The following is a 20,381-nucleotide window of genomic DNA, read 5'->3' as shown; positions in this document are numbered from 1 at the left end:
AGGTTAGCGGTCCGAGTGCGATTGTGTACTTGAGGTTATACCACGGGCTTGCCGGGATGTCAGGGGAATGGCGGTTCGTTGCCAGTGCGCTCGGGCCCACGCCAGCACTTCGTCTACAGTGGCGTTGGTGAGTTGGGCGGGTGGTTGTTGGCCGAGTGCGAGTAATGCGTGGACAAGATTCGTTGCCGGTTTTGAATCATCGAGCGCTGGCGCGTGATTTTGCTTGCTCAGCTTCTGGCCCTGATCATTGAGGATGACCGGTATGTGCAACCATTGCGGAGGTTGCGCGCCCAAGGCTTGGAAAATCTGTTGTTGCTGGGCGGTCATGTCCAGCAGATCGGAGCCCCGAACCACATGGCTGATGCCTTGGTCGATGTCGTCGACGGCGACCGCCAACTGGTAGGCGAAAAAGCCTTCTTTTCGTTGGATGACGGGATCGTCCAGTTCGGCCCGAACCGATTGGCGCTGGGAACCCAGCAACAGATCCTGCCATTGGCAGCTTTCATCCGAGAGGGCAAAGCGAATGGCATGAGGTGCATCTTCAGGCGCTGACGTGCGTTCTCGGCACTGGAAGGGGTGGCGTCCGTTATGAGCCTGTAACTGTTTGCGGGAACAGGTACACGGGTATGCTTTTCCGCTTCCTAGTAATTGGGTAATGGCGGATTGGTAGGCAGGGTGCCGCTGGGATTGAAACCGTATCGGTTCGTCCGAGTGCAAGCCGTGGACTTCGAGAGAATGAAGAATCTGGTCGGTGGCTTCCGGGGGTTCCCGGAGGGGGTCAAGGTCTTCGATTCGAACCAGCCAGTCGCCGTTGGCGGTCCGGGCTTCCAGCCAAGTTGCTAAAGCCGTGACGAGGGAGCCGAAGTGCAATGGGCCTGTGGGGGAAGGCGCAAAGCGACCGCGATATCGGGAGTGCTCCATAAGATCTCTGAAAGCTGGCGGTTAGACCGCCAGCTCGCCGATAAGGGGCAGATCAGATGCCGGTCTGGCGTTCGCGAATTTCTGCCAGCGTTTTGCAGTCGATGCAAAGTGTGGCAGTTGGGCGAGCTTCCAGTCGACGGATGCCGATTTCTACGCCGCACTGATCACAGAAGCCGTAATCGTCTTTGTCGATACGATCGATGGTCTTGTCGATTTTCTTGATCAGCTTGCGCTCACGATCCCGGGTGCGCAGTTCCAGGCTGAACTCTTCTTCCTGGGTTGCGCGGTCGCTGGGATCCGCGTAGTTTGCAGCGTCTTCCTGCATGTGGTGCATGGTGCGGTCTACTTCTTCCATTAGTTCCTGCTTCCAATCCAATAGCAGGTCCTTGAAGTGCTGCAGCATGTCTGCACTCATGTAGTCTTCACCCTTCTTAACTTCGTAAGGGGTGAAGCCGGTAAAGGTTTCGCTTGGTGCTTGTGCAGTCTTCTTTGCCATTGAGCCCTGGCCTCTTGTTTGTACTTCTACTCGGGCGCTTTGTTAGCCGTACCAGCACCGGTGCCGCACGGTTTTACCCAGTCGCCCTGTCATGGGAATTTGCGGAAAATAGCAGATAAGTCTCAGGGGTGCCAGCTCTGTGACCTCAGCTTATAGTGGAGAGCATATGAAGTTTTCAGAACCATTGATAGAGGGGCGCTTGATTCGGCGCTATAAACGTTTCTTGGCGGACGTGCGCTTGCCGGAGGGCGAAGAGGTGATCGCCCACTGTCCGAACACCGGCTCTATGCTGAATTGTCAGCCGGAAAACGCTCGGGTTTGGTTGAGTGAGAGTGATAACCCCAAACGCAAGCTGCGCTACACCTGGGAGCTGGTGGAAACCAGCCCGGGGGAAATTGCGTGCGTAAATACTGGGCGCCCTAATGCCCAAGCTAAGCATGCTATTGAAGCTGGAGTCGTGTCGGAACTTGACGGGTACAGCCAGTGCCGCACAGAAGTGCGTTACGGAGAAGAGAAAAGCCGTATTGATCTTTTGCTCTCTGGCCACGAGCGCGAGCCAGATGCCTGGGTGGAAGTAAAGAATGTCACCTTGGGAGAGGGCGGGCAGGGTTATTTTCCGGATGCCGTTACGGTGCGTGGGCAAAAGCATTTGCGGGAACTGATGGCGCAAGTGGCTAATGGCGATCGGGCTGTGCTGTTTTTTGTGGTGAACCACACCGGTATTGAAGAGGTTCGGCCTGCGGATCACATTGACCCGCGTTACGGCCAGCTACTCCGTCAGGCGGTTGAGGCGGGAGTCGAAGTGTTGGCATACCGCGCAGCCCTGATCGGCGCTGATGGAAACCCGAGCGCGCGGCTCGATTTGGTGGATGCCGTGCCGGTTAATTTTGAACCCTGACTTCGATGCTGCCATCGCGCTCGCGCACATCCAGCTCTGTTAAGGCATCGCCTTGGCAAGGCCCGGCAATGCATTCACCGGTGCCGGGTTTAAACAGGGCACCGTGGGTGGAGCACTGAATAAACAGATTGTCGGCATCCATAAAGCGGCCGGGCATCCAGTTCAATTCGATGCCGAGGTGCGGGCAGACGTTGAGGTAAGCCCGAGGTGTGCCGTGATCCAGAAATACGAAGCCGGTTAGAGGCATTCCTTCCGGCTCAGCCGCTTTTTCCTGCAGGCGAAATTCCACGAACTTACCCGGCACAAGATCTTGTGCCGGGCAGGCTGTTTGCCATTGGGATTGAACCGATTGCATCAGTTGCTGGATCGAGGGCTGAGGCCAAGGTGCTGGCGGATTCTGTCCGCTACCGCTTCCGCCACATGCTCCTGATCGGTGTGCAGATGAATGGTGTGGGTCTTTTCTTCGGCCGTCAGGGGCTCGAACCACGTCTGTTGAGCGTCCAACATCTCTTCGGTGGCCTCAGACGCATCGCCTTTGCGCTTGCGCACCCAGTCGCGGCGCAGTTCTTCTGGCGCTTCGGTGTGCAGCAACGCAAAGGGCACGCCCTGATTTTCCGCGACCTGAGCGAACAGTGCTCGTTCGCTTTCTTTCAGGCTGGCGGCATCCACAATCACGGATAGCCCCGAAGCCAATAGCTGGCCAGCTAAGTGTGCCAAATGCTGGTAGGTTTTCTCGGTAGCTTCCGGGCTGTACAGATCGGTACCCAAACCGGATTTGCTGTCATCCAGCGGCGCTAGTCCATGCAAGCGTTTGCGCTCAACATCGGAACGCAAGCGAACCAGCCCCAACTCGGCCGACATGGCGGCACTGACGCAGGTTTTCCCGGAGGCCGACAAACCGGTGGTCGCCAGCAGATAATGGTTCGGGATGGCGCCGTAATCTTCGGCGAGTTGCGTGTAATCCCGGTACACCTGCCACAAACTTTCAATGTCGCTGTCGGTCAGGCTCGGGTTGCCCATGGTGAACAGGGCGATTTTAGCCCGCACCATCGCCCGGTAGGCCTTATAGAGCGGCAATAGCTCCAAGCCTTCGAAATCACCCCGGTATTCGAGGTAGGTGTTGAGGACCAGGTTTGCCAGTTCATGCTCTTGGCGTGATTCAAGGTCCATCAGCAGGAACGCCAAATCGTTGATCACGTCAATCCAGCGGAACGGTTCGTTGAACTCAATGCAGTCGAATACCGTTACCTGACCGTCGAATACAGCGATGTTGGCGAGATGAAGGTCGCCGTGACATTCGCGGACCATGCCTTTGGCGCGACGGGCGACCACCAGCTCCCGGTTCCGTTCGAAGGTGGTTTTTGTCCACTCTTCCAGGGCGTCCAACTGAGTGAGAAGTGCTGTATCGCTCAGTAGCGGGCGGATCTGGTCGAAGTTTTCCTGCATGGCGGCATACACCGCTTCGACAGTGCCCAGAGGCTTGTCATCGGCTATCGGCGGAAGGCTGTCGTGGAACAGAGCAACCTGGCGTGCCGTGCTGCCAAGCAAGTCGGGTGTCAGATTGCCACTTTCCTGAAGGCGGTCGAACTGCTGACTCTGATCAAACTGGCGCATGCGGATGGCGTACTCAAAGGGCTCCCCTTCGCCGCCGAAACGGGGCTGTTCCGGGCTGCCGGTAATGGGCAGAATATCTAGGTAGAGTTCAGGCGCCAAACGACGATTCAGGCGAAGCTCTTCTTCACAGAAATGCTTGCGACGTTCCAGAGTCGAGAAGTTGAGAAAGCCGAAATCCATGGGCTTCTTGATCTTGTAGGCGTAGTCGCCGGTCAGAAGAACCTGAGATATATGGGTCTCGATCACCTGAAAACCGTTGACGGGGTGGTCGTACAACTCTGGGTTCTGCAGTGCTTTAACCAGTGTGTCGGGGGCGCGTTCGCTCACATTTTGCTCCTGGGTTCCCTGAACTCGTTGATTTTGTTTGTTCTATGATAGACGGCAGATTACAGAAATAACACATAACAGGCCTGCCAGTCGCCTCCTTGGCTTCGTTATAATCACGGCATGAGTAAATCAACGAAATCCCGTAAAAAATCGCCTAAAAGTCAGCCAAAGAGCCGTCGATCGGGTCTGTGGCGTTTATTGTTTCGAGTGGTACTGCTAGGCCTGGTGGTTCTGGCCGGCTGGATGGTGTACCTGGATGCGGTGGTGACATCCCGTTTTGAGGGCCGCCGTTTTGAAGTGCCTTCCCGTGTGTATGCCCGCCCCTTGGAATTGTATGACGGTGCCAGTGTCAGTGCATCAGGACTGGCGCGCGAGCTTGAACTGGCCGGTTATCGAGCCGGTGATGGTTCGAAGCTGGGCACCTATCGGCGTAACGGAGGCCGTTTTGTCATCAGCGCTCGTGGCTTCGTGTTTCCGGATGGCGAAGAGCCCCGCCGCCGCCTCTCACTGGTCGTGAGTGGTGACAAGGTTCAATCGTTCTCTGTGGTGTCTGGGCCTAAGTCGCCGATCGTTCGGCTTGAGCCAGCCCAAATTGGTGGCATCTATCCTGCCCACCGGGAAGATCGGGTTTTGGTTCAGCTCGAAGAGGTGCCCGAACTGCTCCCCAGCACCTTGATGGCAGTGGAAGATCGCGAGTTTTACAGCCACTTTGGCTTGGCGCCTTTGTCGATTGCCCGGGCTATGCTCGTAAACATGAAAGCCGGCAGGGTGGTGCAGGGCGGCAGTACCCTGACCCAACAGTTGGTGAAAAACTTCTTCCTGACGCGCGAGCAGACGCTGGTACGCAAAGGCAATGAAGCCTTGATGTCGATCCTGCTCGAGCTGCATTACGAAAAAGACGACATTCTGGAAACCTACCTGAATGAGGTGTATCTCGGCCAAGCCGGTGTGCGCAGCATTCACGGCTTTGGTCTGGCCAGTCAGTTTTACTTTGGTGAGCGCCTGAAAGATTTGGCCCCGCACCAAATGGCACTGCTGGTGGGGATGGTGAAAGGCCCGAGTTACTACAACCCGAGGCGTCATCCGAAACGAGCGACCGCGCGCCGCAACCTGGTGTTGGATGAAATGGCCGAAGCCGGGCTGCTGACCGAACAAGAGGCGAACGCTGCGAAGGCCAAGCCTCTGGGCGTCAGCGCCAAGCCTTCGTTTACCGACAATCGTTACCCGGCCTACATTGATCTGGTTCGCCGGCACCTGGCCCGGGACTATCAAGAGGAAGATCTGCAAAGCGAAGGCTTGCGCATCTTCACAACGCTGGATCCTGCGGTTCAGCACGCCTCTGAGGCTGCGGTCAGTAAAACCTTGCCCAAGCTGCCGGGCGCGGATGCCCTTGAAGCGGCCTTGGTGGTCACGGCGAAAGACACCGGTGAAGTGCTTGCTCTGGTGGGCGGTAAAGATCCGAGTTTTGCCGGGTTTAACCGGGCCGTGGATGCTCAACGCCCAATGGGTTCACTGATCAAGCCGTTTGTGTATCTGGCGGCCCTTGAGCAAGCAGACAGGTATACGCTGATTACACCGGTTAAAGACCAAGCCTTCACGCTGGAGTTCGATGACGGCAAGCTGTGGCAGCCGAAGAACTTCGACAAGCTGGAGCGGGGCGAAGTGCCTTTGCATCGGGCGCTGTCCAAATCCTATAACTTGCCGGCGGTTCGAGTGGGCCTAGATGTGGGGATACCGGCAGTTCAGGAGAAGCTGAGAGCATTTGGCATTACCAGCCCAATATCGGATTACCCCTCGATGCTGCTGGGCTCTGTGAATTTGGCGCCGGTGGATGTGGCCCAGTTGTATCAAGGCTTGGCGACATCAGGCTTCAACACGCCATTACGCTCCATTCGTGAAGTAACAGATGCCGACAACGAGCCGCTTTCACGCTATAACCTGAAAGTGGACCAAGTGGCCGACCCGGCCGCCGTGCATTTGGTGCAATACGCCATGCAGGAAACCATGCAAGAAGGTACCGGCCGCTCGGCCTACTACACCTTGCCAGAACGCTTAACGCTGGCGGGTAAAACTGGCACCACCGACGATGGCCGGGACGCTTGGTTTGCCGGTTTCAGCGGTGATTTACTGGCGGTTGCCTGGGTAGGCCGGGACGACAATGGCCCCACCTCGCTCACCGGGGCTTCGGGTGCCTTGCCGATTTGGTCCACAATGATGGCGCAGATTCCCCAGCACGGGTTTTCACCGGTTATGCCGGACGGCGTGCAGTACCATTGGGTGGATACTGAAGCCAACGCCATGACGGGGGAGGGGTGCCAGAATGCACGCCTGATCCCTTTCGTGACCGGCAGTGAACCCGATAGGCACACCGGTTGTAACGGCGATTTTGGTGGGCAAATACGCAGTTGGTTTGAAGGATTGTTCCGATGAAAAAAGTAACGATAACGCACGCGGCCAGCTTCGCGCTGATACTTGGCCTGGCCGGGTGTTCGGCGCCGGGCGGAGGCTCGATTTATGTACCGATGGGCGGTGGCGATCAGTCTAGAATCCCTGAGCCGCCTAGGACGTCTGAGCCGGAAACCTCTGAACCTCAAGTGTGGCGCAAGAGCGAGCAGCCCGAAGTCAGCGAGCCTGCCCCTGCGCCTGAGCAGCCTACGCGTTCGCCCAGCTATCGCGAGTCCGGTGATGAACTGCCTGCCGCAGCAGTCGCTCTGATTCGCGATGCTGACCAACGGCTGCAACAGGGTGACTCGGCCGGTGCTATTGCACGTTTAGAGCGGGCCCAACGGGTAGCGCCACGTTCGGCGGAGGTTTATTTCAAACTGGCGGAAGCCTATGTTGCCGGGAATAATCTGGGAGCAGCTGAACAGTTCACATTGAAGGGTTTGTCGCTGGCGGGTAATGATTACCGCATGCAGCGGTCAGGCTGGTTGCTGCTGGCGGATATTCGCCGAGCGCGAGGTAATGTTGCGGGGGCTTCTCAGGCTGAAGATCGGGCAAGAGCTCTGTAATGCGTAGAGGCCATCCTTGGCCTCTGGATACTTCCCGTATCGGGGGGCAGAATTACTGGGAGATCATAGTCGCCTCTGTGGTCTCGCCTGCTTTCACTTCTACGTTTTGCTTGCCATAGAAGATTAATCCTTCGTCCTTTTCGTTATCGTCCAGCTGGCAGCTGTAGCTCACGGTGTAAGTGCCTTCTGTGAGGAATGCTGCGGTCCACTCATGACGGCTGTCAGCATCTTCATCGCTGACCGGAATAACCATTAACGGATTGTTTCCGTCTCGGTTGACGTTTAGGTCGATGGGCTCGACATCTGCGCCTTCATAAACGTAAACCGAACCTTCGTAGTTAGCGCTGCAGTTGGCTTCGGCTGACTGGTTTATCTCAGCGTAGTTCACCTCACCAGTTATCTTGCCAACTTCCAGATTGTTTACGAGCCTTAAGACTGGCTTAAGCATGAAGTCGCCCTGAGCATTGCCTTGGGGGTCAACAATGGATTTGCGCACGTCAAAATCGATTGTGAAATCGGTGCTGGCGTCTGCCGCTACTACAAAATTGCCTTTCAGTTTCAGCCCACTTTGTTCGCCAGATGGTACGCCGAGTGTATAACGCGCATCGCCTTGGGACTTTTTAGTCACCCATGAATTGTCGGTATCAACAATCAGGCGAATTTCTTTGTACTCGCCAGCAGGCACCTCTTCGTCTGTTATCAAAGGCTCGGTCACACCACCCTGCAGTGTTAACAGGTCGACGGTTCCGGTTTCTTCAAGGCTGTATTCCAACCACTCGCCATCAGCATGCTTAAGACGGATGGTGTTAAACGCAATGTGAACGCTACTTAGGTCGGTGGCCGGTGCGTCGGTCAGGCTCACGGATAGCGAACCGGTTTGTCCTGACGAGGAGCCACCACCGCTACCACCACAGGCAGCCAGTGCGCCGGCGAGGGCGGAAATTGCGAATAATTTGGTTGAGGACTTCATAAAACCTCCTGATAGAAATCTTGCTGGTTCGACTGCGAGGTAAAACGACTTCACGGCCAAACGCGATGAAGGGTTCCTGCTTAAACAATAGCAAAGGCATCTAAAAGCATGTAATACAGAATGGTAAGAGAATTGGGCAGGCAGGCGGTTTAAAGGATAGAAGGGAGAGGCGGTAGAATGCGGTGACTCAGTGGAACCTGAGTCACCGCGCGGTCTGGCTTAAAGGGTTGCCATCACCTTACGGGCGGCAGCCAAGGTGAACTCAATGTCATCATCCGACAGGGCATCGCACACAAAGCTTGCCTCGAACGCCGATGGCGCCAGATACACGCCTTCGGCCAGCATGCCCTGGAAGAACTTCTTGAACCGCTCTACATCGCATTTCATCACCTGGTCAAAGCGGGTGACGGAAGGTGCGTCGGTAAAGAAGAACCCGAACATGGCGCCGGCAGACTGCACCGCCAGAGGAATGCCGGCTTCGTCAGCCGCGGCTTTGAAGCCGTCCCGTACCTTGTTGGTTTTTTCAGTCAGTCGATCGTGGAAACCGGGTTCTGAGATGGCGTTCAAGCTGGTCAGGCCGGCGGCCATCGCCAGCGGGTTGCCGCTCAAGGTACCTGCCTGGTAAACCGGGCCCAGCGGTGAAATGTGTTCCATGATTTCACGCTTGCCGCCAAATGCACCCACTGGCAAGCCTCCACCAATGACCTTGCCCAGTGCGGTCAGGTCAGGTGTGATGCCGTAGAAGCCCTGAGCGCCGCCAAGGGAAACCCGGAAACCGGTCATCACTTCGTCAAAAATCAGCACAGTACCGTGCTCATCACACACCTCGCGCAGGCCTTCCAGGAACCCCGCGACTGGCGGAATGCAGTTCATGTTGCCGGCCACTGGCTCCACGATGATGGCGGCAATCTGGTCGCCGATCTTCTTGAAGGTTTCGCGCACACCGTCGGTGTCGTTGAAATCCAGGGTGATGGTGTGCTCGGCCAAACTGGCGGGAATGCCAGGGGAGTTAGGCTCGCCCAAGGTCAGCGCGCCGGAGCCCGCTTTTACCAGCAGTGAGTCCACGTGGCCGTGGTAGCAGCCTTCGAACTTCACGATTTTGTCCCGGCCGGTGTAACCGCGTGCCAGGCGAATCGCGCTCATGGTGGCTTCGGTGCCGGAGTTGACCATGCGCACCATGTCGATCGATGGCACCAGTTCGCAGACTTTCTTCGCCATGTCGGTTTCGATGGCTGTAGGCGCACCGTAACCAACGCCAAGATCCACTTGAGCGTGCAGGGCTGCTTTGATGCGTGGGTCGGAGTGGCCAAGAATCATCGGGCCCCAAGAACCAATGAAATCGATGTAGCGCTTGTTGTCTTCGTCATACAGATAGGCGCCTTCGGCGTGCTTGAAAAACACCGGGGTGCCGCCCACGCCGCGAAATGCTCGAACCGGGGAGTTAACACCACCGGGGATGTATTTTTGGGCCTGTTCGAACAGTTCTTCAGAGTGACTCATGGTTAACTCCTGTCAGTTGGAATGTGTCGATAGCGGGTGGTGCAAAGCGATCAGTTGGCTGAACTGTTTGGCTTTGGCTTCTATGTCTTCGGGGCTGCCCCCGAACAATCCGCCCACTACGGCAATAAGATCCGCGCCGGCGCGAACTAGCGGTTCTGCGTTATCGGTTGTAATCCCCCCAATGGCGGCCACGGGGAGCGCCAGTCGGGAGGCTTCTGTTAACACCTGAGCGTTCGCACGGGGTGCGCCGGGTTTGGTGCCAGAATGATAAAAACGACCAAAGGCTAAATAGTCTGCTCCCCCAGCCTTGGCGGTTTCGGCCAGGTCTATACGGTGGTGACAGGTAATGCCAATGATGGCTTCCTGCCCCAGCAGTTTTCTGGCGTCGGCCAAAGCCCAGTCGTCTTGGCCCAAATGCACGCCCTGGGCGCCCACTCGGTGCGCCAGTTCAGGGTCGTCGTTGATGAGCAAGGGCACACCAGCGTTGCGGCATAAGCTGGTAAGGTCTGTAGCTTGGCGTAGCCGTTCAGCGGCTGTTGAAAGCTTGTCTCGATATTGGACTAACACCGCGCCGCCCGCTAGCGCGGCTTCTACGGACTTTAGTAGCCGATCAGGCGGGGTGAGACGGTTGTCAGTAATGGCATACAGGCCGCGCTGAAGGGAAGGTTTCATCGTTCCCACGGAATGCCCCGGTTTGGTACTCGTTGCCCTTGGCCGATGGTCAAGGCGCTCAGGAGCGTGCGGCTCACGTAGTTCTGCGCTTGGGAAATGGCTGCCCGGGCGGATAGCCCACTGGCGATGCCGGCCGAAATGGCTGCGGCCAGCGTGCATCCGGTGCCGTGGTATTCGTTGGCGCCAATTCGGTCAATCTGCCAATGCATCGGTTCGTGTCCAGCGCTGTACAGGGTGTTGACGATATGGGAACCGGTGCCGTGACCGCCAGTGGCGAGTACCGATTTGCAGCCGGCCGACAGTAGTGTGGCGGCGGCTTGCTCTTCGCTGTCGCAATCGCCTAACTGAAGAAGCTCGACCCCGTTCGGCGTAATCATTTCGGCTCGGGCGAACAACGAGCTCTTCATTGCCTGAACCAGTTCATCATCGGCCAGGTCTCCGCCACCGGCTGCTTTGATGACAGGATCAACAATCAGCGGCAGGTCTGGGCGGCTTTCGAGAAACTCCATCAGCACGTTGACCACCGCTGCGTTGCCCATGGCGCCGGTTTTCACGGCATGCAAAGGAATGTCCTTCGCCAGGCATTCCAGTTGCTGGCGGATGATCTCCGGATTAATGGCTTCGGCGCCATACACATTGTTGGTGTCTTGCACGGTCAGGCACGTTAGCACGGGCAAAGGGTGACCACCGAGCGAGGTGATGGCCTGAATGTCGGCCTGAATGCCGGCGCCACCGGAGGGGTCTAGCCCAGACAGAACCAGAACGTGGGGTCGGGTGTAGCTGTTAATGATGAACCTCCTTAAAAGGGCTTAACAACGGCAAGAATGACAACCGCGAGCAGTATGAAGACCGGCAGTTCGTTGAACCAGCGATAGAACACGTGGCTGCGGGTGTTGTTGTCGTCTCGGAATACTTTCACCAAGTGGCCGCAATAGAAGTGATACACAATCAGCAGGACAACCAGAGTCAATTTGGCGTGCAGCCAGCCTTGGCTGAAGTAGCCGGAAACATTGTAGCTGAGTAACCACACACCAAAAATCACAGTGGCGATCATCGAAGGCGTGGTAATACCCCGGTACAGTTTGCGCTCCATGATTTTGAAGCGTTCCTGCCCCGGTTTGTCTTCACAAGCCGCGTGGTAAACAAACAGTCGCGGCAAGTAAAAAATGCCGGCAAACCAGCACACCATTGAAATAATATGAAAGGCTTTAACCCATAGCATGTGTTAGCTCCGGCGGTATTGGTAGTAACTTTCTATGTCTGATTGCAGCACGACACCATAAATCCGTTGAATCATCGGGGCGACATGGCGCTGCACGTAGAGTGCTTCTGCTTTGGATTGGTCGAATTCGTTAAGGGCTTGCTCCAGCGTGGCTTGATACTGAACGGGCGCTACGTCTCGGCGGTTGGCTGGAATTTGCATTAAATCCAGGCTCTCCGGGAGTTCAGAGGTATCCTCTGTGTGCAGCTCGTTGAGCTCTTCAAGGTATCGCGCCAGATCAACGGCTGGCAGCAATGACGTGGGGCCGTTGTTGCCATCCACCAATAGCCATTTAGGTTCCGATGAAAGCGCTTTGCGCGCTTCGTCGAGGGTTAGCTGTCGTTCGATACGAAGGATGTTCCGGTCCATGATGGCGCCAACAGACACCCGCCTCAACGCCTGCGTCACCGGCGAGTTCTGGTAACTGAGCCCTTGGCTTTTCAGAACCGTGATGAACAGAGACTTCTTGCCGAAACCTTCACTCGTAACCAGGCTCGCGGTGGTGATAATGAGCATGCCCGGCAGAATGATGTTGGGATTATGAGTGAGCTCCATCAGTGCCATCAGCGCTGCCAGCGGTGCCTGCAATACGGCACCCATCATCGCACCCATGCCGAGCATGGCATAGAAACCGACTGAGGAGGCCGCGTCCGGGGCAACGGCGGCACCGATCAGGCCCATGGCGCCGCCCAATGTTGCGCCGATAAACAGCGTGGGGCCGATCACCCCGCTTGGCATGCCGAGGCCGATGGAGGTTCCGGTGATCAGCAGCTTGGCAGAGCCTGCTCCGAGAAGTAGCCAGAACCCCAGTTCGCCATGAATGGTTCGGTCGACGGTGTCGTAGCCGATGCCCATGGTTTCGGGCACAAAGATTGCGAATGGTACCATCAGCACACCGGCCAAGCAGATGCGCAACAGAACCGGGCGGTGATGATAGCGCCCGAGGCTGTCCACTAGCTGAATAAACCCGGCCGCAGCAATGCCAATGATCACGGCAATGGCCAGTATCCAGGGGATTTCCAGCATGGTGTTCATGGTCAGGGCCGGCACGCTAAAGGCCGGCTCTGTTCCGTAAACCAGCTGCGTAACGATGGCCGCGCTTACCGCTGACAGGATGATCGGAGTGAAGCCCGCGATCGTGTATTCCATCATCACCACTTCCATGGCGAAGATTACTCCGGAAATCGGGGTGTTGAACGAGGCCGAGATCGCGGCCGCGCACCCGCAGGCAACGAGTGTTCGAATACTGTTGTTCGGCAACCGCATCCATTGGCCAAGCAGGCTCGAGAAGGCGGCGCCAAGATGCACCGCCGGGCCCTCACGGCCAGCTGACTGGCCGCTCACCACGGTTGTTACGCCAGCGATAAATTGCACAACGGCGCTTTTAAACGAGATGTAACCCTGATGATAGTTCAGTCGTTCCATGACGTGGGCGATACCCACTTTGCGATCGTGAACGGCGAGCTTGTGCAGAAACAGACCGAGTGCCAGAGCCCCGGCAAGTGGTAAAATACCGCGGGTAATAATGTCTAGGCCTTCGAAGTTTTCCGAACCGTGGCCGGGGAAGAAATAATCCAAAGGCCACTCGATTGCGAAACGGAACAACAGAATCACGGCGCCGGTTACAATGCCGGACAGCAGCCCAAGTACGGCCAGTTGAGGAAGGGCATCCACACCGGCGAGCCTTCCTCGGAAAACGTGTATCAGGTTTTCCGTAACTTGTTGCCTGATGTTGCGCATGTGGACTGAATTCCGGTTGTTCGAACAAGTCGTTCAGAAAGATTGGGATACCATTGTAGCTTTGGGTGTGCAGGCTGCAATAAGTCCTTGGTTTATCATGTTAGACTAACGCCAAATTCTGACCAGAAAACGTTGGAGAAGAGAGTGATTAAAATAGGCATCGTTGGTGGTACCGGATACACAGGCGTGGAGCTGCTGAGAATCCTCGCCGTTCATCCTGAGGTTGAAGTGAAGTGCATCACTTCACGCTCAGAGGCGGGCATGCTCGTGGCAGATATGTACCCCAACTTGCGAGGTCACTTTGATCTGGCGTTTTCCGAGCCCGACCCTGCGCAGCTCGCTGAGTGTGACTTGGTGTTTTTTGCAACGCCCCACGGTGTGGCGGCGCGCATGGTGCCGGAGCTAATGAAGGCAGGCACTCGTGTGGTAGATCTCTCCGCAGATTTCCGTCTTAAAGATCTCGATGTTTGGGCGAAGTGGTACGGCATGCCTCACGAAAGCCCGGAGTGGGCTGCGAAAGCGGTCTACGGCTTGCCAGAAGTGGCCCGTGACGAAATCCGCACGGCGCAATTGGTGGCGAACCCGGGTTGTTACCCGACAGCCGTGCAGCTGGGTTTCTTGCCGCTGCTTGAAAATGGGTTAGTGGACCCTTCTCGGCTGATTGCAGACGCGAAGTCCGGTGCCAGCGGTGCAGGCCGTCAAGCCAGTACCGGGATGCTGCACGGTGAAATAGGCGAGAGCTTCAAAACTTACGGTGCCTCCGGCCACCGCCACCTGCCCGAAATTCGTCAGGGGCTGGGCCAGGCCGCAGGCACGGGTGTGGGTGTCACCTTTGTTCCCCATTTGTTGCCGATGATCCGGGGTATCGAAGCAACGCTTTATGCAGAGCTGAACGACATCGCAGATTTCGAACGCTTGCAGGCTCTGTTTGAAGAGCGCTACCAGAATGAACCCTTCGTGGATGTCATGCCGTTTGGTAGTCACCCCGAAACCCGGAGTGTGCGTGGTGCGAACCACTGCCGTATGGCGCTGCACCGCCAGGAGCAGAGCAACGTGGTGATCGTCACCTCGGTGATTGATAACTTGGTGAAAGGTGCTGCCGGGCAGGCGGTCCAGAACATGAATATCATGTTTGGGCTGGACGAGCGTCTGGGGCTGAATGCTCCGGCCATGCTGCCCTGAGGGTGATTTGTGAGCGAAGCGCCTAAGCCCTCAGAGGAATACGTTGTCATCCGGCACCGGCGCGGCTATCGCTTGCGCCGGACATTGATACTGCTTGGTTTTACCGTTGTTGCCGCCATTTCCGGTTACATGGCGGGAATGGCGCAGGGTGGATTTCGTTTTACATCGGCGGAAGAAACCAAGGATATGCTGGTCCATGAGGTCGATGGCCTGCGCGAGCAGTACCGTTCCGCGCGCCAGAGCATGATCAACCTGGAGCGAGGCCGTGCCATTGACGAGCAGGCTTTGCGGGATGCAAGGAATGCGATTGTCGAGTTGGAGACGCGGATTTCCGAGCTTGAGGCGGATCTGACCTTTTATCGCAATATTATGGCGCCGACTGAAGTCAGCAAAGGTTTGCAGGTGGATAGCTTCACGCTCGTGCCCGGCAGGGATGACGGTAGCTACAGCTTCAAAATCGTGCTGACTCAGGTTGGCAACAATAATCGCTATGTATCAGGGCTTGTGGCGGTTAACGTCATTGGTCATATAGACGGCGAAAAGCAGGTTATTGCTCTGCGGGATTTGTCAGAGCAGATTGACGATCTCGGGGTTAAGTTCAAGTTCCGCTATTTTCAGGATATTGAAGGTAGCTTGAGCTTGCCGGAAAAGTTTGAACCATTGGAAATTCAGGTTGTTGCCCAGGCAGGAGGCCGGAAAGCGGCGCAAGCAGAAAGTACATTCGACTGGGAACAATTAACAGGAAACTGAAATGTTTAATAAGAAAAAGCAGGTACGGCATCGTTCTTCTAATCGGTTTGATACCTTGATTTCTGCGCGGACCACCATTGAAGGTGATGTTCGCTTTTCAGGCGGATTGCATGTTGATGGTAAAATTAAAGGCCGTGTTATTGCGGAAGAGGGCAGCGATGCGGTGATCCGTTTGTCCGAGGTGGGGCAGATTACTGGGGATGTTATTGCTCCGCATATCATCATAAATGGCACGGTTCACGGGGATGTTCACTCGTCCAGCCATTTGGAACTGGCTGAAAAATCCAGTGTCAATGGAAGTGTCTATTACCAGTTGATAGAAATGGCAATGGGCGCCGCAGTGAACGGTAATCTGATTCGACAGACAGAGACGACCGGGCTTCTCTCCCATGAGCGGAGAGAGACTGCCGACCTGGAGTTTGAGAGCGAGGACAAGGTCGAATAGTTGACTGTTTTAGTCGGGAATACCATAATCGAGCAAATATCCATTAGTGCCGGAGGCAACCCTTGAGTGTAGTTCAGCAACAAATGGCCACACCGCTGTTTTTCAGTGACAGTGCCGTTGCCAAGGTGCGCGAGTTGATCGAAGAAGAGGAAAATCCGGAGCTGAAACTGCGGGTTTTCGTCACCGGTGGCGGCTGTTCCGGCTTCCAGTACGGTTTTTCCTTTGACGAAAATCAGGAAGAAGACGACACCGTCATCGAGCGTGATGGCATCAAACTGCTGGTCGATTCTATGAGTTATCAGTACTTGGTGGGAGCGACTGTGGTTTACCAAGAGGGGCTTCAGGGCTCCCAGTTTGTGGTTCAGAACCCTAACGCCAGCTCAACGTGTGGCTGCGGCAGCTCCTTCTCCATCTGATGGTCAGGCGGGGTAGATTGCCCCGAGTACTCTCTCCCCCGAAGCGCCGGTCACTTCCGGCACGTTGCCCGGCAGGCCCCTCAGGGTCTGCCGGGCAAGCCAGGCGAACGCCACCGGTTCCACCCATTGTGAATCCAGCCCAAGTTCCGCCGTCGTGGCGAGTGCCACTGAGCCAAGTCCTAACCGCAATTCGTTCATCAGCAGTGTGTTAAAAGTACCGCCTCCACAGGCGTAGACCGCCATGTTTGTCGTTTCTTGCGGAAGTTGCTGCAGGACGGTCGTCACCGTCAGTTGCAAAAGTGTTCGCTGAACATCCTCAGGTGGCAGCGCCGGGAAGCGCTGAAGATGCGTGAGCACCCAATCAAGATTGAAGCGTTCTTTGCCCGTGCTCTTCGGCGCTGGTTTGCTGAAGTAGGCATCTGAGAGCATGCTGGTCAGCAGTTCCGGGTGCGTGGTGCCTTCGCTGGCCAAATGCCCGCCTTCATCATAATGGCGGCCGGTTTGGTGCAGGCACCAGGCATCGAGAAGGGCGTTTGCAGGGCCGGTATCGAATCCGACAATGGGCTTCCGGTTTCCAGCGGGCAACCAGGTAATATTGGCGATGCCGCCCAGATTCAGGATGCAGCGGTCCTGCTCATTGGATTCAAAGAGCCATTTGTGGAACGCCGGCACAAGCGGTGCTCCTTGCCCGCCGGCTGCAATGTCTCGGCTGCGAAAATCGGATACTGTGGTGACGCCTGTAGCTTCCGCGATTAAGGCGGCAGAGCCAATCTGCATAGAGAAGGGGGCGGAACCGGAAGGTTGGTGCCGCACCGTTTGCCCGTGACTACCAATCCCCGAAATATCGCTGGCGGCAATGCCGGCCTGCGCGATCAGTTCGGAGGCGGCTCGCGCAAAATGTTGGCCCACCAAGCTGTCCAGTTCACCCAGTTCGTCGGGTGTACCGTGGTCTCGGGTTGCCAACAGCAAACGTTGTCTGAGGTCGTCGGGATAGGCAAGAGAATGAGTGTTGTGAATGCTCAGGCTTCGGGATTCGAAAGACACCAGCACGGCATCGACTGCATCCATGCTGGTGCCTGACATAAGGCCAAGCCAGTAGCTCATGGTTAGTTGTCCGTGGCGAGAGCTAGCTGGTGTTGGCTCTCAAGAAATACGTTCAGCTGCGCCAGGCTTTGGCTTGTAACCTGCTTGAAGCGAGCCATTTCTGATTTGGGAATGGGCTGTGCATCCGGCAGTTTGACGGTGCGGGAGTTCTTCGCGACCCCGTTCACCCGGAATTCGTAATGCAGGTGCGGACCCGTCACCATGCCGGACGAACCAACATGACCGATGGTCTGGCCTTGCTTAACGCGAGCTCCGTTTTTAATGCCTTTGCCCAGGCGGCTCATGTGTGCGTAAAGCGTGGTGACGTTATCGCCGTGCTTGAGAACCACTGTGCGCCCGTATCCGCCTTTCCAGCCGGCAAACTTAACCCGGCCATTGCCCGCGGCTTTGATTGGCGTGCCTGGAGGGGCTGCGTAGTCGGTACCCTCGTGTGGGCGAACGATATCAAGAACCGGATGACGTCGCTGAAGGTTGAACGGCGAAGAGAGTCGTGCGTTGATGGGAACGCGCAAAAAAGCCTTGCGCATACTTTGCCCTTCGGGCGTGTAGTAGTCGCTCTCGCCGTTGGAATCGGTGTACAGCAGCGCAATGTTCTCTTCGCCACGATTGGTGAACTTGGCGGAGAGAATGCGGCCCGTGCTGAATTCTTCGCCGTCAATGTACAGTTGTTCGTAAACCACCTCGAAGCGGTCGCCTTTACGAACATCGTAAACGAAGTCGATGTCCCAGCCGAAGATGCCGGCAAGTTCCATGGTAAGCCGATCGTCCATGCCCGCTTCACGTGCGGCGAGGTACAGTGAGCCGTCAATGACGCCTGCGGCAAAGGCCGGGCGGATTTCGGGTTCCCGGACTTCGGTTTCTCCCGCATAACCGTCTTCGGTTTTCTCAATTTTGAGGGACTCAAGCCGGCTGCGCTGCAGTTCAATGGCGGCCAAGTTGCCTTCGCCATCGAGTCCAAAGCGGATGTCTTCGCCAGCATAAAGGCGTTGGAGCTTGTCGGCCTCGCCCTCGCCGTGAATAACCGACAGCATTACGCCATCATTAAAACCAGCTTTCTTGAAGAGTGAAGACAGGGTATCGCCGGACTTAATGCGAAACTCTTTCCACTGAATTTTTGGCGCCTCAGGGGCAGCGATGGCGACAGGCACAGGTGGTGTTTTGGTGGCCACAAGCGCTTGCTCGACCGAGCTGGTCGGTGTCGCTGTTTCAACGACTTCTTCAGCAGTGTTTTGGCTCGTTGGAGCGGAAATCACCGGTGCGCCGGACCCGGATACAGTGCCTTGGTTAAGGTCAACCGGGTAGGACATGCGCTTTGCTTCAACGTCTGAGCTAGGGCTCATCAGTGCGGCCGCTGTAACGACAATGGTTGCTGCGGCGGCGAGCGTTAAATGTGATTTGGGGAAAGTTTTAAGCACGGTGCTCACCCATTATGATCGAAATTCCGGGTAGTTGTGTCGGCTATTTAAAGCGCCTGATCAAGTATAGACCACCAGATTACCGCATATAAAAGAATCAGGACAGTTTCGAACATTACGGTTAACGCTGTGGGCGTTCGTACAAAACGCGCCACCGCTGATATAATGCCGGCCCTGATATGCAGGGGTTGGTCAAAAACTAATCACGCACACTTTACCAAGTGGCGCCCGTAATTCGCACCTTTCTTTTGTAGAACTGTGTAACTGGCAGCTACTACTGTTTTGCAGTCAAAACTGGGGATATAGGGTTCATGGCATCACTAGATGAAGCATTAGCCATCATAAAGCGCGGAATTGATGAGCTGATTCCAGAAGAAGATCTGATCGCAAAGTTAAAAGAAGGGCGTCCTTTAAGGGTAAAGGCGGGTTTTGATCCTACAGCTCCGGACCTTCACCTGGGGCATACGGTCCTTATTAATAAGTTGCGGCAGTTTCAGGATCTGGGACATGAGGTCATTTTCCTGATTGGTGACTTTACCGGAATGATTGGTGATCCAAGCGGGAAGAGCGCGACTCGTCCTCCTCTCAGTGAAGAGCAGGTCATGCAGAACGCCATCACCTATAAAGAGCAGGTGTTCAAAATTCTGGATCCTGCTAAAACTCGCGTGGTGTTCAACTCCGAGTGGATGGGTAAGCTGAGCGCCTCTGAAATGATTAAGCTTGCAGGGCAGTACACTGTTGCCCGTATGCTAGAACGAGATGATTTTACAAAGCGTTTCCGTGCCGAGCAATCCATAGCGATTCACGAATTCCTCTATCCCCTAATACAGGGTTACGATTCTGTGGCGCTGGAAGCAGACGTTGAGTTGGGTGGAACAGATCAGAAGTTCAACTTGCTCATGGGGCGTGTGCTGCAGAAACATTATGGTCAGAAGCCGCAGGCGGTTTTGACGGTTCCGATCCTTGAAGGGTTGGACGGTGTGCAGAAGATGTCCAAGTCTTTGGGTAACTATGTTGGTGTAAATGACGCGCCGGGAGAAATGTACACCAAGCTATTGTCGGTGCCTGATGAGTTGCTGTGGAGGTATTTCGAGTTGCTGAGCTTCCGCCCGATGGCTGAAGTTGAAGAGTACCGTGCCGCAGTAAAGGCTGGTGCAAATCCACAGGACTATAAGAAGTTGCTGGCGGAAGAGCTGATTGCCCGTTTCCACGATGAGGAGGCTGCCAAGTCTGCTCATAAATCAGCGGGCAATCGTGTTGCGCTCGGCGAGATCCCGGAAAACGTACCAACGGTCGAGGTGTCTTTGGAGGGGCAGGCTGAAATGCCGATGGCTTCGGTGCTTCGGTTGGCTGGTCTTGTAAAGAATGGTGCGGCAGCTCGTGATGTATTGGGTCGCGGTGCTGTTTATCTGGATGGGCAGCAGTTCGAAGGTGATCGCATGTTTGTAGAAGGTGACGACTGCATCATCCAAGCTGGTAAGAAGAAGATAGCGCGGGTATTGGTTGTCGCGTGATTTATGCCTGAAAACGACCAATTTGAATTTTTTTCAAATTGGTCGTTGACACCTTCAGCGAGGTCTGTAGAATGCGCATCTCGCTTGAGGGGCTAGCCACTAAACACGGTCAGCAACGGGGCGATAACTGCTTGAAAGTTCTGAA

Annotated in this window: 20 protein-coding genes; 8 read left to right on the top strand and 12 right to left on the bottom strand. The window is 55.9% G+C overall.

Annotated features, from left to right (window positions below; all coding sequences use genetic code 11):
- Nucleotides 1–3 precede the first annotated feature (3 nt).
- Nucleotides 4–921, bottom strand: coding sequence for a tRNA glutamyl-Q(34) synthetase GluQRS (gene gluQRS, locus ACNQ6O_RS11670; RefSeq protein WP_418053404.1), 918 nt, complete (start codon nt 919–921; stop codon nt 4–6).
- A gap of 52 nt (nt 922–973) precedes the next feature.
- On the bottom strand, nt 974–1,417 hold the full coding sequence (dksA, locus tag ACNQ6O_RS11665) for an RNA polymerase-binding protein DksA (protein ID WP_418053403.1): 444 nt from the start codon (nt 1,415–1,417) through the stop codon (nt 974–976).
- Between the two features lie 166 nt (nt 1,418–1,583).
- On the opposite strand from dksA, the gene sfsA reads away from it, so the two are divergent.
- A complete protein-coding gene (sfsA, locus tag ACNQ6O_RS11660; RefSeq protein ID WP_418053402.1) occupies nt 1,584–2,315 on the top strand; it encodes a DNA/RNA nuclease SfsA in 732 nt (243 codons plus the stop codon).
- Here the strand turns inward: sfsA and ACNQ6O_RS11655 are convergent.
- Together ACNQ6O_RS11655 and ACNQ6O_RS11650 are read right to left on the bottom strand one after the other, a co-directional pair.
- The gene (locus ACNQ6O_RS11655) at nt 2,299–2,670 is read right to left on the bottom strand and encodes a Rieske (2Fe-2S) protein (RefSeq protein ID WP_418053401.1); all 372 of its coding nucleotides are present in this window, start codon (nt 2,668–2,670) and stop codon (nt 2,299–2,301) included. The two genes, sfsA and ACNQ6O_RS11655, sit on opposite strands and share 17 nt — an antisense overlap.
- The gene (locus ACNQ6O_RS11650) at nt 2,670–4,256 is read right to left on the bottom strand and encodes an AAA family ATPase (protein ID WP_418053400.1); all 1,587 of its coding nucleotides are present in this window, start codon (nt 4,254–4,256) and stop codon (nt 2,670–2,672) included. Before ACNQ6O_RS11650 ends, ACNQ6O_RS11655 begins: the two co-directional genes overlap by 1 nt.
- Nucleotides 4,257–4,376: 120 nt before the next feature.
- Here ACNQ6O_RS11650 and mrcB point away from each other — a divergent pair, with 120 nt between their 5' ends.
- A complete protein-coding gene (mrcB, locus tag ACNQ6O_RS11645; RefSeq protein WP_418053399.1) occupies nt 4,377–6,686 on the top strand; it encodes a penicillin-binding protein 1B in 2,310 nt (769 codons plus the stop codon).
- A complete protein-coding gene (locus ACNQ6O_RS11640) occupies nt 6,683–7,267 on the top strand; it encodes a tetratricopeptide repeat protein (RefSeq protein WP_418053398.1) in 585 nt (194 codons plus the stop codon). Before mrcB ends, ACNQ6O_RS11640 begins: the two co-directional genes overlap by 4 nt.
- 52 nt (nt 7,268–7,319) lie before the next feature.
- Here ACNQ6O_RS11640 and ACNQ6O_RS11635 read toward each other — a convergent pair whose 3' ends face one another.
- The 6 genes from ACNQ6O_RS11635 to ACNQ6O_RS11610 all read right to left on the bottom strand — a co-directional run bounded on the left by ACNQ6O_RS11635 (nt 7,320) and on the right by ACNQ6O_RS11610 (nt 13,410).
- Nucleotides 7,320–8,237: a DUF4382 domain-containing protein gene (locus ACNQ6O_RS11635; protein ID WP_418053397.1), complete on the bottom strand. Its 918-nt coding sequence runs from the start codon at nt 8,235–8,237 to the stop codon at nt 7,320–7,322.
- A 219-nt stretch (nt 8,238–8,456) separates the two neighbouring features.
- The gene (hemL, locus tag ACNQ6O_RS11630) at nt 8,457–9,737 is read right to left on the bottom strand and encodes a glutamate-1-semialdehyde 2,1-aminomutase (protein WP_418053396.1); all 1,281 of its coding nucleotides are present in this window, start codon (nt 9,735–9,737) and stop codon (nt 8,457–8,459) included.
- A gap of 12 nt (nt 9,738–9,749) precedes the next feature.
- Nucleotides 9,750–10,418: a thiamine phosphate synthase gene (gene thiE, locus ACNQ6O_RS11625; protein ID WP_418053395.1), complete on the bottom strand. Its 669-nt coding sequence runs from the start codon at nt 10,416–10,418 to the stop codon at nt 9,750–9,752.
- Nucleotides 10,406–11,170, bottom strand: coding sequence for a bifunctional hydroxymethylpyrimidine kinase/phosphomethylpyrimidine kinase (thiD, locus tag ACNQ6O_RS11620; RefSeq protein ID WP_418053841.1), 765 nt, complete (start codon nt 11,168–11,170; stop codon nt 10,406–10,408). The genes thiE and thiD overlap by 13 nt, the downstream gene beginning before the upstream one ends.
- Before the next feature lie 38 nt (nt 11,171–11,208).
- Nucleotides 11,209–11,631: a protoporphyrinogen oxidase HemJ gene (hemJ, locus tag ACNQ6O_RS11615; protein WP_418053394.1), complete on the bottom strand. Its 423-nt coding sequence runs from the start codon at nt 11,629–11,631 to the stop codon at nt 11,209–11,211.
- Nucleotides 11,632–11,634: 3 nt separating this feature from the next.
- Nucleotides 11,635–13,410, bottom strand: coding sequence for a chloride channel protein (locus tag ACNQ6O_RS11610; protein WP_418053393.1), 1,776 nt, complete (start codon nt 13,408–13,410; stop codon nt 11,635–11,637).
- 144 nt (nt 13,411–13,554) lie between these two features.
- Here ACNQ6O_RS11610 and argC point away from each other — a divergent pair, with 144 nt between their 5' ends.
- From argC to erpA, 4 genes are all read left to right on the top strand, one after another.
- A complete protein-coding gene (argC, locus tag ACNQ6O_RS11605) occupies nt 13,555–14,592 on the top strand; it encodes an N-acetyl-gamma-glutamyl-phosphate reductase (RefSeq protein WP_418053392.1) in 1,038 nt (345 codons plus the stop codon).
- A 9-nt stretch (nt 14,593–14,601) separates the two neighbouring features.
- Complete coding sequence (locus ACNQ6O_RS11600) at nt 14,602–15,342, top strand: DUF6776 family protein (RefSeq protein ID WP_418053391.1); 741 nt, start codon at nt 14,602–14,604, stop codon at nt 15,340–15,342.
- A 1-nt stretch (nt 15,343) separates the two neighbouring features.
- Nucleotides 15,344–15,787: a bactofilin family protein gene (locus ACNQ6O_RS11595; RefSeq protein WP_418053390.1), complete on the top strand. Its 444-nt coding sequence runs from the start codon at nt 15,344–15,346 to the stop codon at nt 15,785–15,787.
- An 83-nt stretch (nt 15,788–15,870) separates the two neighbouring features.
- Nucleotides 15,871–16,203 carry an iron-sulfur cluster insertion protein ErpA gene (gene erpA / locus ACNQ6O_RS11590; protein ID WP_227537679.1) on the top strand — a complete coding sequence of 111 codons (333 nt, stop codon included), beginning with the start codon at nt 15,871–15,873 and terminating at the stop codon, nt 16,201–16,203.
- A gap of 3 nt (nt 16,204–16,206) precedes the next feature.
- Here erpA and ACNQ6O_RS11585 read toward each other — a convergent pair whose 3' ends face one another.
- Nucleotides 16,207–17,307 (bottom strand): anhydro-N-acetylmuramic acid kinase, encoded by a 1,101-nt coding sequence (locus ACNQ6O_RS11585; protein ID WP_418053389.1) that lies wholly within the window; start codon nt 17,305–17,307, stop codon nt 16,207–16,209.
- Between the two features lie 2 nt (nt 17,308–17,309).
- Nucleotides 17,310–18,722, bottom strand: a complete 1,413-nt coding sequence (locus tag ACNQ6O_RS11580; RefSeq protein ID WP_418053388.1) for an OapA family protein — start codon at nt 18,720–18,722, stop codon at nt 17,310–17,312.
- Between the two features lie 311 nt (nt 18,723–19,033).
- Here ACNQ6O_RS11580 and tyrS point away from each other — a divergent pair, with 311 nt between their 5' ends.
- The gene (gene tyrS, locus ACNQ6O_RS11575; RefSeq protein WP_418053387.1) at nt 19,034–20,236 is read left to right on the top strand and encodes a tyrosine--tRNA ligase; all 1,203 of its coding nucleotides are present in this window, start codon (nt 19,034–19,036) and stop codon (nt 20,234–20,236) included.
- Nucleotides 20,237–20,381: the final 145 nt, after the last annotated feature.

This window comes from Marinobacter sp. SBS5 (assembly GCF_048285575.1).
Taxonomy (GTDB): domain Bacteria; phylum Pseudomonadota; class Gammaproteobacteria; order Pseudomonadales; family Oleiphilaceae; genus Marinobacter.
This window is presented reverse-complemented; position numbering and strand designations above follow the sequence as displayed.

Excerpts from the sequence above, each read along its gene's own strand:
- ACNQ6O_RS11585 (WP_418053389.1), bottom strand. The coding sequence starts at position 17,307 with ATGAGCTACTGGCTTGGCCTTATGTCAGGCACCAGCATGGATGCAGTC.
- hemJ (WP_418053394.1), bottom strand. The coding sequence starts at position 11,631 with ATGCTATGGGTTAAAGCCTTTCATATTATTTCAATGGTGTGCTGGTTT.
- ACNQ6O_RS11640 (WP_418053398.1), top strand. The coding sequence starts at position 6,683 with ATGAAAAAAGTAACGATAACGCACGCGGCCAGCTTCGCGCTGATACTT.
- dksA (WP_418053403.1), bottom strand. The coding sequence starts at position 1,417 with ATGGCAAAGAAGACTGCACAAGCACCAAGCGAAACCTTTACCGGCTTC.
- erpA (WP_227537679.1), top strand. The coding sequence starts at position 15,871 with ATGGCCACACCGCTGTTTTTCAGTGACAGTGCCGTTGCCAAGGTGCGC.
- ACNQ6O_RS11610 (WP_418053393.1), bottom strand. The coding sequence starts at position 13,410 with ATGCGCAACATCAGGCAACAAGTTACGGAAAACCTGATACACGTTTTC.
- sfsA (WP_418053402.1), top strand. The coding sequence starts at position 1,584 with ATGAAGTTTTCAGAACCATTGATAGAGGGGCGCTTGATTCGGCGCTAT.
- ACNQ6O_RS11595 (WP_418053390.1), top strand. The coding sequence starts at position 15,344 with ATGTTTAATAAGAAAAAGCAGGTACGGCATCGTTCTTCTAATCGGTTT.
- gluQRS (WP_418053404.1), bottom strand. The coding sequence starts at position 921 with ATGGAGCACTCCCGATATCGCGGTCGCTTTGCGCCTTCCCCCACAGGC.
- ACNQ6O_RS11655 (WP_418053401.1), bottom strand. The coding sequence starts at position 2,670 with ATGCAATCGGTTCAATCCCAATGGCAAACAGCCTGCCCGGCACAAGAT.
- hemL (WP_418053396.1), bottom strand. The coding sequence starts at position 9,737 with ATGAGTCACTCTGAAGAACTGTTCGAACAGGCCCAAAAATACATCCCC.
- tyrS (WP_418053387.1), top strand. The coding sequence starts at position 19,034 with ATGGCATCACTAGATGAAGCATTAGCCATCATAAAGCGCGGAATTGAT.
- mrcB (WP_418053399.1), top strand. The coding sequence starts at position 4,377 with ATGAGTAAATCAACGAAATCCCGTAAAAAATCGCCTAAAAGTCAGCCA.
- ACNQ6O_RS11635 (WP_418053397.1), bottom strand. The coding sequence starts at position 8,237 with ATGAAGTCCTCAACCAAATTATTCGCAATTTCCGCCCTCGCCGGCGCA.